The sequence below is a fragment of the Corynebacterium sp. HMSC064H12 genome, from assembly GCF_001809925.1.
GTDB classification, from domain to species: Bacteria; Actinomycetota; Actinomycetes; order Mycobacteriales; family Mycobacteriaceae; genus Corynebacterium; species Corynebacterium jeikeium_D.
This window is the reverse complement of the sequence record NZ_KV799355.1, coordinates 1-11,116: the sequence shown is the minus strand read 5'-3', so window position 1 is coordinate 11,116 and position 11,116 is coordinate 1. Positions and strand designations below refer to the sequence as shown.

Below are 11,116 nucleotides of genomic sequence, written 5' to 3'. Positions count from 1 at the left end.
CAGCCCAACACCCAGCCCGCCGAGCAGCCCAACAGCCCCCCCAACAGCCTGCAGCTTCACGAACCTACATCCGCAGGTGACGCTCCAAGGCCTGCAGGCGTTGGTTAAAGCTGCGCTGGTCGCGCTCATCCTCGAGCTTGTCCAGGTAGACATCGCGCTTGTAACCGGTGGCCAGGTAAATAATCCGGGCGGCAACCTCGACAGCGTGATCCGCGTAACGCTCGTAGAAGCGGCTCAGCAGAGTGACATCCACTGTCTGCGCAGGGGAGTGCGGCCAATTATCGTCGTTGGTCAGCGTAAACAGGTGCTGGTGAATGTCATCGATGCTGTCATCGGTCTTATCCAAGGCCAATGCCTGGTCGACGTCGTAGTCGATAAGCACCTGACGGGTTTCGTGCGTCATCTGTTCAGATACGGAGGCCATCTCGCGGAAGAACCCCTCCACGGGCTCCGGTAGTGCCTTGTTCGGGTGGCGACGCCGGGCAACGTTGGCAATATGCACACTCAATGCGCCCATGCGGGAGATGTCCTCGACAATGTAGAGGCCACTGACAATCTGTCGGAGATCACCAGCCACAGGAGCTTCGCGGGCCAACAGCTCGAAGGCTCGCTGCTCCGCATCCTGGCGCAGGTCCTCGAGAGAATCAATCTGGGAAAGAACTGTTTCAGCCGAGACCAAATCAGCCTCGAAGAGGGCCTTGTTCGCAAGCTTGTGCATGGAGCCAACTCGGTCACACATCACAATCAGGCTGTGAGCCAAGTTGTCCATTTGTTCTCGGTAGACAGTGCGCATGCGTTCCATAGTAGGCAATCCTCAACAACGTCGCGCGTTAGTGGGGAGCCCCCAATTACCCCTCGTAAAGTTATGTAAACACTCGCTCAGAACCGAAGCTTAGCCACCGGAGTGCATAATCTCCGCGCCTTCAGGCACGGTGTCGTCCTCCGGGTCGTCCAGCCAGCCCTCCGGCAAGACCACCTTTGCAGGGGACCCCTGTCGGCCGCGGGCGCCGTCGGCGTCCTCCGGGCGGGCGTGGGCGCTGGGGCCGTCGTAAAGCGGTGCGAGAATCTCGTCGAGCGTTGCCAGCGAATCGACGCGCGCAAGAGACTTCCGCACCTCACTACCGGCAGGGTATCCCCGCAGGTACCAGGCAATGTGCTTGCGCAGGTCGCGGCAGCCTTTACGCTCGCCCTCGTGCTCCACGAGCAGTTCCGCGTGACGACGGATAATCCCCGCGACCTCACCAAATGTTGGTGCCGGCGGCACTTCTTCGCCACGCAGCTCGGCGGACAACTGCGCGAACAGCCACGGGCGGCCAAGGCAGCCGCGACCGACGACGACACCGTCGCAGCCGGTCTCGTCGAGCATTTTGCGGGCATCGGTGGAGGCAAAGATGTCGCCGTTGCCAAGCACCGGGATATCGCTGTAGCCGGAGTCGACCATGTGCTCCTTCAGCCGCGCGATCTGCGACCAGTCAGCGTGGCCGGAGTAGCGCTGCGCTGCAGTGCGGGCGTGCAGAGCCACAGCCTGGGCGCCCATCTCGGCGGCGATGCGGCCGGCGTCGAGGTGCGTGTGGTGCTCGTCATCGATGCCGACGCGGAACTTCACGGTCACCGGGATGTCCGTGCCCTCCGTGGCCTTGACCGCTGCGGCGACGATGTTGCCGAAGAGGCGACGCTTATATGGCAGCGCCGAGCCGCCGCCCTTGCGGGTGACCTTTGGTACCGGGCAACCGAAGTTCATGTCGATGTGGTCGGCGAGGTTTTCGTCGACGATCATCTTCGCGGCCTCGTAGGTCCACTTCGGGTCAGTGGTGTAGAGCTGCAGGCTGCGGGGGTTCTCGTCGGGCGCGAAGGTGGTCATGTGCATGGTCTTTTCATTGCGTTCGACCAATGCGCGGGCGGTGACCATCTCGCAGACATAGAGGCCCGAGACCGTGCCTGTACGCTGCAGCTCCTGCTCGCGGCACAGCGTGCGGAATGCCACGTTGGTGACACCGGCCATCGGAGCGAGTACCACGGGGGAAGCGAGCTCAAAGGGGCCGATGTGCATGTGCGCGGACGTGGCATCGGCGGGCTTGGCGGCGCTGAGCGGACTCGAGGAGGTATCTAACACGTACAGTATTGTGTCACGCTGAACTGCCGTTTTCGAATCTGTTTTATCTGGCGGATCGGATCGCCCCGGTTAGCGCTGCGTCCGCGGATGCCTGACGACGATCACCGTTCGGCGACCCCTCCCACCGGGCAGGTCGGTGGTATTGCGGAGAATTTCCAGGATGTGGTTCGACTCTTCGTCGAGGTGTTCGGTGGGTTCGTCGAGAAGCAGGATTGGCGCTGTGCTGACAAGCGCACGGGTGAGAATGAGCCTGCGCCGCTGACCACCCGAGAGACTGTCCGCGCCGCTGTCCAGAATCGTGTCCAGGCCGTCGGGTGCGGCATCGACCCAATCGCGCAGGCCCACGGCGTCCAGCACGGAGTAAATGTCATCGTCGCTGACCTGCGGGTTACCAATAGAGATGTTGTCCCGCACCGTCGTGGCGAAGATGTGCTCATCCTCGGCGATAAAACGCACCAAGTCGCACTGCTCCGTGTTTTCGTGGGGCTCGCCGGCACTTGCCGCACTGCGCCACAGCTCGCGTCCGTCTCCGTCAGCGATGGTCACCGTGCCCGCAATCGGCGGGATTAGTCCGGCGATTGTTTTCAGCAGCGTCGTCTTTCCGCTTCCCGACGGCGCCGTGATCTCCCGGTAGTCGCCGAAGGTGACCTCGAAGTTTTGCATCGGCAGTTGAGCTGGCTGGGCAGCGGGCTCTTCCGCAGTATTCGAACTGTTGTCGTCGGGATAGCCCACTATCAAGTCTTCTAGCTGCAGCGTTGGCCGAACCGTCAGGTGGTTCTGAGCGAGCGGGGACGTGTGGATTGGCGCTGTGGGGACTGGGGCTGAGCGCATGGCATCCGCTTCCCCTGATTCACTCGCACTTGACGCGAGCGTCAGCAAGGCTTCCCTCGATTGCGCCAGTGTTTGCGCAGCAGCTGGCAGCGGACCAACCGACTCAAAAGCCGCCAGCGGCACCAGAACCAGAACCGTCAGCCACTCGGGAGAGTGCAGCAAACCGCCGCCAGCGCCCCCGGCCGAATCCGTCACTAACCACGACGCTACGACCACGGTCAGGACAGCGGTCAACACGCTAGCCGCGGTGCTCAGTGCGGAGGCGCGGGCATTTGCTCGACCTGCGGCGTCATCGATGGCCGCAACCGTTTTGCTGGAGGATGACGCGGCAGAGACTGCCTCATCCAACTGGCCGTGGATACGCAGGCCGGCGGCGTCGGAAAGCAGCGCTTCGACGGCAGCGGCATGCGACTGAAGCGCGGCCGCGCGACGCTGACTTGAGCGCGCAGTGGTGCGATACGTCAGGTAAGGAGCAACACCGCCGGCCAGAAGCAGTCCCACCGCCAGGAGAACCGCAGCGGCAGGCGAGAGTAGAGCCACAAAAATGACGGCGATGAGAGAGGTCATCAGCGCCACCAATGCGGGCACTATTGATCGCACGACGGCATCGGCAAGTGCGTCAATATTCGCCCCAAGCGCTGTGACAATATCGGAACGCTCACGCAGCGCCAGCGTACGGTCGGCCACGAAATGCTCCCATAGCTTCACGCGCGAGCGCTCGGCGGTGCGCAACGCCACATCGTGGGAGACCAACCGGTCGAGGTATCGAAACGCAGCTCGCGAAATACCCAGCGCGCGCACAGACGTCACCGCCAAGGTGATGTCCATCAGCGGTGGCATCTGCCAAGAACGCGTAATCAGCCACGCCGACACCACGGTCAGACTCAGCGCGGACAGCAGCGTGATGGTGCCCGCCAACACCGGCCAAACCAGGTCGCGGGGTTTCACCAGGCGACGAAGCGCTTGCAGAGTAGTCATCGCGACTGCACCTCCACCACGCCGTCGGCGGCCGCAATCAACAGCGGATCATGGCTGGTGGCAATCACTGTGGCTCCGCGCCGGGCACGTGCGTGCAGGAGCCTAATCACGGACTGCGCACTGTCGGCATCCAGGTGAGCTGTCGGTTCATCGAGGAGGACGAGGTCGCGGGTGTCGTCGGCAAGCTCGCGCCGAAGCGCCTCCCGCTGACGTTGCCCGAGCGAGCGCCGCGAATTGTCTCCCACCGTCGCTGCGTCCAACACTGGGCGCTGGGGCAGCCACGCGATGCGCCGCAGCAGATCCTGGTCACGGAGAATGCGCTGGCCGTCGCGAATAGTTACGGAGCCTTCCAACCCCTCGTGCACGATGCCGGCGACCGCAAGCAGCGCTGTCGTCTTGCCCACGCCGTTCGGCCCCGCCAGCACCGTCACTGTGCCTGGCTGCGCGATGGCGCTTAATTCACTTGGCCGCACGCCGTCTCGCCCCGGCGCGGAAAGGCGTTCGAACACGACCGTGGGGGCGCTGTGGACACTGCTTGACGACGTTCCTTCGGCCACCTCTTCCACAGTTTCAGAGGTGGTGTCTGTGGAGTTTGGAGTCTGGCCAGCGTCCTTGTCTAACAGTTCCGTGACTTCGGTGGCAGCGACCACACCGTCCTGGGCGGCGTGGAATTTCTGGCCAACCTGGCGCACCGGGCCATAGATTTCTGGGGCGATGATGAGCACTGCCAGGCCGGTTGCCAGCGTCATGTGGCCTCCCAGAAGTCGGAAACCGATGCCGACGGCGATGAGGGCGATTGACAGGGTGGTGAGGAATTCCAGGACCGACGCGGATAGGAAAGCGATGCGCAGGACCTCCATGGTGGATTTCCGGTGGCGGGTCGACAGGCGCTTGATTTCCTCGCTGGGGGTGTCGGCCATGTTGTGCGCTTTGAGCGTTGGCAGGCCGATGACCAGGTCGAGAATCTGACCACGCACCGTGCCGATGTCGGCCAGACGGCGTTCTGTGCGGCCCTCAGTGAGGCGACCTACCAGCCACATGAACAGTGGAATGAGTGGCAGCGTGACAACCGCGATGGCAACCGATGGGAGGTCCAACCATGCGACTGCGACCAGTGCCATCGGGGTAGCCAGCGCTGCGGCCACCAGTGCGGGGAGGAATTCCGCCACGTAGACGGCCACACCATCGAGCCCGACCGAAAGCAATGCGCGCCAGTGCGCGGTGTCGACAGTGCGAGGATCGCGCAGAGCCAGGGCTCGCAGTGCCCGGCTGCGCAGGTCTGTGGCCACGCGTGCACCCGCAGATTGGCCGAAACGCACGAGCGCGTAGGAGCAGGCCACCCGAACGAGTACAGCGGCCGTGGCTATCAGCGCGAATAATGCCCAATTAGGAGTTGCCTCACCCAGAACCTGCGCCGTAATAGTGCCGATCGCCAGCCCCAACGCGATTGTGGCACCTGTGCTCGCGGCGGTCAGTGCGCCCGCGAAAATGACCCAACGCCAGGCTGGGGCCGACAGCTTGAATAGTTTCGGATCGACAGGTGCCACTTTTTAGAAACTAACCTCCAACGGACGGTCTACTGCGAGACCTTACGTTCAGCCATCAACCGCTTGCGGAATACCCAGTATGTCCACGCCTGGTAGGCAATCACCAGTGGGGTAATCACCAGCGCGGTCCAGGTCATGATTTTCAGCGTGTAAGGGTTAGAGGCGGAATTCCAGATATCGAGGGAAACGCCGTCGGCAAGCGTCGTCGGCATCAGATACGGGTACATGGCGCCGAAGACAACGGTGGTGACGGCGACTACGGTGACCGCGGTTGCGGAAAAAGCGATGCCATCGCGGTTGCCTACGGTTGCGGAGATGGCAATGACCAACCCCGCGACGGCGATGACGACAACAGCCCACAGCCAGGTCTTTCCGTAGCCCAGCTGTGTCCAGATGAGGAACACGCCGCCAAATATCAGCGCCGACAGTGCCGGAATTCGAGCGGCGTTGCCGACCTCGTCGCGTAGCTTGCCGGCGGTCTTCAGCCGCAGGAACGTAACTGCGTGAAGAGCGAACACAGCCGCAAACGCAATCCCGCCGACCAGGGCGTACGGGTTCAGCAACCCGAGCAGGGTACTAAAGCCGGAGTCCAAGTTCTTGTCGGCATTCAGCGGGACACCACGCACCAGGTTCGCGACCGCTACGCCCCACAGAATCGGCGGCAACCAGGAGCCGAAGATGATTGCGCGGTCGCACCAGGCGCGCCAGCGCTCATCGTTGACTTTGAAGCGCCATTCCAGCCCGACAATACGGACAATCAACGCCACCAGAATCAGGAAGAGCGGCAGGTAGAAGCCGGAAAACATGGACGCATACCATTCCGGAAATGCCGCGAAGAGCGCGCCGCCAGCGGTAATTAGCCACACTTCGTTGCCGTCCCATACCGGCCCGATAGTTCCGAGCATCGCTTTACGACGCGGTTCATCGCGGCCAACGAACGGCAGCAGCATTCCGACGCCGAAGTCAAAGCCCTCGAGCAGGAAGTAGCCAGCGAAGAGGAACGCGATCAGGATAAACCACAAAACGGGAAGATCTAATCCGAACATGTCAGAGATACATCCTTATCTACTTTGTGTCCTCAGTCGCGGAGACTTCGGAGTCGGGGCTGGCAGCGGACTGGGCATGGACCTTGTTGAATCGAACCGGAGACGAGATGATCGCGCCCAGATCGGTAGCGATTGGGGACGATGGGCCAGCGTGCTCGGGGTCATTGCCGATGGCGTTGATTGCCTCAGCGGATTCGGTCGGAGGTCCGGCAATAACTGCGCGGCGAATCAACCAGAACCACACCACTGCCAAAATCAGGTAGAGCAGGGTAAAGCCCACCAGGGTGATAATCACCGTGGCCGGTGCGTGGTCGGACACACCCATATCGACGGTCATGCGAATCAGCTCGGTGAGCGGGTCGCCCGCGTGATCCGGGTTCGGGTGCACAATCCAGGGCTGACGGCCCATCTCCGTAAAGATCCAGCCAGCGCTGCTGGCCAAGAACGGGAACGGAATCGCGAGGATACTGCAAGCGGCGAAAATGCGGGCTCGCTTGCCCGTCGGCACGCGCCCCTTGCGAGTAAATAGCCAAGCGAAAAACGCGATAGCCAGAGAACCGACCATGAGCCCAATCATGGCGCGGAAAGACCAGTATGTGACGAACAGATTCGGAGAGTAATTGCCTGGGCCGAAGACCGCCTCAGCTTTTTCTTGCAGGTCCTGCACGCCCTGGAGCGTGACGCCACTGAACTTGCCCTCGGCCAGGAATGGCAGCACCCATGGCACCTCGATGAGATGCAGCACCGAGTCGCAATTGTTGTGCGTACCGACGGTCAGAATCGAGAACATTGGATCTGTCTGCGTGTGGCACAGGGACTCGGCCGATGCCATCTTCATCGGCTGCTGCTCGAACATAAGCTTGGCCTGGATATCGCCGGTGATAAACACCGCCAGCGAGCTGAGCACAGTTGTCCAGAGCCCGACCTTCATGGACTTGTGAAACGTCCGTTCGTGAACAGTATTGCTCTGGCCACCGAGGCGGCTCTGAACCAGCCACCAGCCACTGACGCCGACAACGAGCGTGCCGGCGGTAAGGAAAGAGCTGGCCACGGCATGCGGGAAAGCTGCCAAGGCAGTGGAGTTGGTCAACAGTGCGCCAAAGTCTGTAAGCTCTGCGCGGCCGGTTTCCGGGTTGTAGACCGCGCCTACAGGATGCTGCATGAACGAATTGGCGACGATGATGAAATACGCCGAGATATTCACTGCAATAGCGACAATCCAAATCGAGAGCGTGTGCATCCAGGTGGGAATACGCCCCCAGCCGAAAATCCACAGTCCCAGGAAAGTGGATTCCAGGAAGAACGCGATGAGTCCTTCAAGAGCCAGCGGGCCGCCGAAGACATCACCAATCATGCGGGAGTACTCCGACCAGTTCATACCGAACTGGAATTCTTGGACGATACCCGTAGCCACGCCCATGGCGAAGTTAATGATGAAGATGGTGCCGAAAAGCCGCGTCGCTCGGTACCAAAGGTCATTTTTCGTCGTGGCCCACAGTGTCTGCATGAGCGCGACGAGCGGAGCTAGACCAATTGTCAGTGGGACAAAAATGAAGTGGTAGACGGTGGTTATGCCAAATTGCCAACGAGATATATCGACGACATCCATGTTTCCTCGACTGAAAAAGTAGACATAAACGATGCGTGTACTTCGTCGGATTTGTCGAAGCCTGCATCAAGTGCCCGCAGTATTCCTGCTTATTAATTCAGTCGGACAGGAGGGGTAAAAAGTTCCGAGGTGTGAACTTATCGACGCGGGCAGGGCAAAACTCCGGAGGGCAATTATTAAAAACAAGCGCGTAATTGCTAGGCTATTTTGTTGCGCGGGCCTTTAGCTCAGCTGGTAGAGCTACGGACTTTTAATCCGCAGGTCGCGGGTTCGAGCCCCGCAGGGCCCACAAGCACGAAAAACCCCAGGTCATCAACGGCCTGGGGTTTTGTCGTATCTTGCCTGTATTTGCCCTCTGTGGAACCTACTTCTCCCGCTTGTGGTAGCCCATCCGTGGCTTGAAGCCCGCCGGGTGCTTGAGCTGCGCCACTGCATCGGCGACTATCAAGCGGAAGCGTGGCTTCATCGGTGGCATCTGTGAGATCTGGAACCATCCGACATCAGTGGATTCATCATCAGCGACATAGGGGACGTCGTCGCCAACAACACTGCAGCGCATGGAGATATCCAGATATGAGGCAACATCGCCGTTGAGGTGTTCGATAGGGCCAACGGCGCCAGTTCCAAGCAGGGCCTCAACTGTGACATCGAGTCCCGTTTCTTCCTTTACCTCTCGCACGGCGGCGTCGTGAGGCTGCTCGTCCGGGTCGATAATTCCGGTGACTGGGGTCCATTCACCATTATCGGAGCGACGAACCAGCAAGACCTCGGGCAAGGCGTACATCGGTGCATTCGGCGGAACATCGCGAATGACGATAGCCGTGACACCGGGGAGCCAGAGCGGAGCGTGGCCCACTTTTTCGCGGAGCTGAACAATGAAATCCGGAATTGCCATAATTGCGAGCTTATCTGAGTACTAGTAGCGTCCGCGGAAATAGTAAGAAACTCCAGTTCAACCGTGGATTTTGGGAAAAGGGTACTTATCCTCTATAGTTCTTTACGTTGCCAAGAGCGCGCGCAATTGCAATGTTCATACACTGCAGATGTACGCGGAATATGCCATTGAGTGGCCAACTCTTTGCAGCGTTAAGTCGGGCTCCCATCGTCTAGAGGCCTAGGACTCCGCCCTTTCACGGCGGCAACACGGGTTCGAATCCCGTTGGGAGTACCACTAAAAATCATGATGGCCCTGTGGCGCAGTTGGTTAGCGCGCCGCCCTGTCACGGCGGAGGTCGCGGGTTCAAGTCCCGTCAGGGTCGCAATTCTAAACGCCAGTTCCGGTTGGAGCTGGCGTTTTTTGCTTTTGGTTAGTGGTGCCCTGGGCGTCGGCGTGGGTAATGGACAAAAAGTGTGTCTGATTCTCAAGATGGTGACTGGTGAGAAGCCAAAAACTACGGGCTGCAAATGTGAAACTGTATGAGTTTATGACACTTTCAGGCCATTTTTCGGGCTATTTTTGTCATAAACGTAGTCAGTAACTTGCATCGCCCCAACGCCGCCAGTCATAAACGTAGTCAGTAACTCGCATCGGTGTCACTGGGGGAGAGGGGGGGGGCTTTACCCGGGTTTGGTGGGGAGAGCTTTTGCCACAGTCTAGGTTGTCCCGAGCCCCGGGGTCCAGATGTCAGTTTTCAACTTACAATATCTGCCATGAACTGGCGATTTGCTTATGTTCAGCGCTGTTCTGTAGAGTAACAACTCGTGCGCAGCGCTGGTAATCCAGAAAGCTGAGCACGGCATTTAAGGCCCTGTGGCGCAGTTGGTTAGCGCGCCGCCCTGTCACGGCGGAGGTCGCGGGTTCAAGTCCCGTCAGGGTCGCCACTTGATTAATTTCAAGTCTGGCCAGATAGCTCAGTCGGTAGAGCGTCCGCCTGAAAAGTGGAAGGTCAGCGGTTCGATCCCGCTTCTGGCCACAATTAATCCCCAGTCCGGAAACGGACTGGGGATTCTTTGTTTTTACCAGGTGTTTGTCGCGGGGATCGTCGTAAAGCAAAGTGCATTGAGCCGTGCGAAAACCTTAAAGTGGGGGAAATTAAACCGCGTACACACCCTAGCGGATAGGATGCTGTGCATGAGTAAGGAATTCGCCTCAGCAGGAACGCTGTCCCACGATAAGACGCTGCCGTGGGTCGTGCGCATCTTCGTCTACACGGATGCTGAGGGCAGCCAATCGGCTGCTGAGAAGGTTCGTGGGGTGCTCGCGGAACTGATTCCGGATCAGGAAGTCAACGTCTACGAGGATGTCATGCCCGATGTGGGGCGCACCTCTTCGCTCGCTGATTTGTGGGCGGAGGCCAACCCAGGTATGGATCCGGGGGATCGGAAGCGTTATCGCATCAGTGTGGTGGCTCCGGGGCTTTCTCACTGCGAAATGGCGGATTTGGCAGGCCCGCTCGCTGAGGCCGTCAGCCCGGGGTGGGCAGAAGGTGAGGCTGCGGCTAAGGTCGCGAAGGGCGATGTCCCGTGCCGTGTCGCTGTCGGGCGTGCCGACGAGCACCCGGGCGAACCTCCGCTAGTGCAGAATTAGCCAGGATTCGGAATTAATCCGAAGCGCGAGCTGTTATCTGGGTTACATCCTAAGAGTCGTTTGCAATGACGACGCTTCACAACCACGAGAGGGAAGTGATTCCGAAAATGGCACACACTATTTCGCATGATGAGGCCGGTCAGCGCTACGTTCTCACCGTAGAGGGAGAAGAGGCCGGCTTTGCCGCTTACACCCCGGTGGAAGGTGCCCTGGATTTTGACCACACGGTAGTAGATGGCAAATTCCGTGGACAGGGTCTGTCCAAGCCGCTTATCGCAGGCGCGCTGGATGATGTTCGGAAGAACAACCGCAAGATTCGCACCAGCTGCTCCGCTGTTGCCAACTTCGTCGAGAAAAACCCGGAATACCAGGATCTACTGGCTGACTAGTGGCTGAAGGGCAAAGAACGCATAAAGAAACCGACCGGCTGCTCAGGGTTAAGTAGCAAAAAGTGTGTCTGACTTT

The 11,116-nt window shown here is 59.9% G+C and carries 9 protein-coding genes and 5 tRNA genes; 7 read left to right on the top strand and 7 right to left on the bottom strand.

Features of this window, described 5'->3' with window-relative positions:
* Positions 1 to 64: 64 nt before the first annotated feature.
* The 6 genes from phoU to HMPREF2681_RS08830 all read right to left on the bottom strand — a co-directional run bounded on the left by phoU (position 65) and on the right by HMPREF2681_RS08830 (position 8,124).
* On the bottom strand, positions 65 to 802 hold the full coding sequence (gene phoU, locus HMPREF2681_RS08855; RefSeq protein ID WP_080969597.1) for a phosphate signaling complex protein PhoU: 738 nt from the start codon (positions 800 to 802) through the stop codon (positions 65 to 67).
* A gap of 90 nt (positions 803 to 892) precedes the next feature.
* Positions 893 to 2,050, bottom strand: coding sequence for a tRNA dihydrouridine synthase DusB (gene dusB, locus HMPREF2681_RS08850; protein WP_070429732.1), 1,158 nt, complete (start codon positions 2,048 to 2,050; stop codon positions 893 to 895).
* 132 nt (positions 2,051 to 2,182) lie between these two features.
* A complete protein-coding gene (cydC, locus tag HMPREF2681_RS08845) occupies positions 2,183 to 3,922 on the bottom strand; it encodes a thiol reductant ABC exporter subunit CydC (protein WP_070546859.1) in 1,740 nt (579 codons plus the stop codon).
* Entirely contained in the window at positions 3,919 to 5,469 is a 1,551-nt protein-coding gene (locus tag HMPREF2681_RS08840; protein WP_083301608.1) for an ABC transporter ATP-binding protein/permease, read from the bottom strand. The genes cydC and HMPREF2681_RS08840 overlap by 4 nt, the downstream gene beginning before the upstream one ends.
* A 29-nt stretch (positions 5,470 to 5,498) precedes the next feature.
* Positions 5,499 to 6,515: a cytochrome d ubiquinol oxidase subunit II gene (gene cydB / locus HMPREF2681_RS08835; protein WP_049190244.1), complete on the bottom strand. Its 1,017-nt coding sequence runs from the start codon at positions 6,513 to 6,515 to the stop codon at positions 5,499 to 5,501.
* A gap of 19 nt (positions 6,516 to 6,534) precedes the next feature.
* Entirely contained in the window at positions 6,535 to 8,124 is a 1,590-nt protein-coding gene (locus HMPREF2681_RS08830) for a cytochrome ubiquinol oxidase subunit I (RefSeq protein WP_070546856.1), read from the bottom strand.
* A gap of 216 nt (positions 8,125 to 8,340) precedes the next feature.
* On the opposite strand from HMPREF2681_RS08830, the gene HMPREF2681_RS08825 reads away from it, so the two are divergent.
* A tRNA-Lys gene (locus HMPREF2681_RS08825) sits at positions 8,341 to 8,413 on the top strand.
* Positions 8,414 to 8,488: 75 nt separating this feature from the next.
* Here HMPREF2681_RS08825 and HMPREF2681_RS08820 read toward each other — a convergent pair.
* A complete protein-coding gene (locus tag HMPREF2681_RS08820; RefSeq protein ID WP_016421372.1) occupies positions 8,489 to 9,019 on the bottom strand; it encodes an NUDIX hydrolase in 531 nt (176 codons plus the stop codon).
* 200 nt (positions 9,020 to 9,219) lie between these two features.
* Between HMPREF2681_RS08820 and HMPREF2681_RS08815 the strand changes: the two genes are divergently transcribed.
* The 6 genes from HMPREF2681_RS08815 (at position 9,220) to HMPREF2681_RS08790 (ending at position 11,040) form a co-directional block, all read left to right on the top strand.
* A tRNA-Glu gene (locus HMPREF2681_RS08815) sits at positions 9,220 to 9,295 on the top strand.
* Positions 9,296 to 9,309: 14 nt separating this feature from the next.
* A tRNA-Asp gene (locus tag HMPREF2681_RS08810) sits at positions 9,310 to 9,383 on the top strand.
* Between the two features lie 485 nt (positions 9,384 to 9,868).
* Positions 9,869 to 9,945 (top strand) — tRNA-Asp (locus tag HMPREF2681_RS08805).
* A 19-nt stretch (positions 9,946 to 9,964) separates the two neighbouring features.
* Positions 9,965 to 10,037, top strand: a tRNA-Phe gene (locus HMPREF2681_RS08800).
* A gap of 158 nt (positions 10,038 to 10,195) precedes the next feature.
* A complete protein-coding gene (locus HMPREF2681_RS08795) occupies positions 10,196 to 10,651 on the top strand; it encodes a hypothetical protein (protein WP_038626465.1) in 456 nt (151 codons plus the stop codon).
* 107 nt (positions 10,652 to 10,758) lie between these two features.
* Positions 10,759 to 11,040 (top strand): GNAT family N-acetyltransferase, encoded by a 282-nt coding sequence (locus HMPREF2681_RS08790; protein WP_042388192.1) that lies wholly within the window; start codon positions 10,759 to 10,761, stop codon positions 11,038 to 11,040.
* Positions 11,041 to 11,116: the final 76 nt, after the last annotated feature.

Bases quoted from the DNA above. Each gene is read 5' to 3' on its own strand.
- HMPREF2681_RS08830 (WP_070546856.1), bottom strand. From the start codon at position 8,124: ATGGATGTCGTCGATATATCTCGTTGGCAATTTGGCATAACCACCGTC.
- cydB (WP_049190244.1), bottom strand. From the start codon at position 6,515: ATGTTCGGATTAGATCTTCCCGTTTTGTGGTTTATCCTGATCGCGTTC.
- dusB (WP_070429732.1), bottom strand. From the start codon at position 2,050: ATGCACATCGGCCCCTTTGAGCTCGCTTCCCCCGTGGTACTCGCTCCG.
- cydC (WP_070546859.1), bottom strand. From the start codon at position 3,922: ATGACTACTCTGCAAGCGCTTCGTCGCCTGGTGAAACCCCGCGACCTG.
- HMPREF2681_RS08790 (WP_042388192.1), top strand. From the start codon at position 10,759: ATGGCACACACTATTTCGCATGATGAGGCCGGTCAGCGCTACGTTCTC.
- HMPREF2681_RS08820 (WP_016421372.1), bottom strand. From the start codon at position 9,019: ATGGCAATTCCGGATTTCATTGTTCAGCTCCGCGAAAAAGTGGGCCAC.
- phoU (WP_080969597.1), bottom strand. From the start codon at position 802: ATGGAACGCATGCGCACTGTCTACCGAGAACAAATGGACAACTTGGCT.
- HMPREF2681_RS08795 (WP_038626465.1), top strand. From the start codon at position 10,196: ATGAGTAAGGAATTCGCCTCAGCAGGAACGCTGTCCCACGATAAGACG.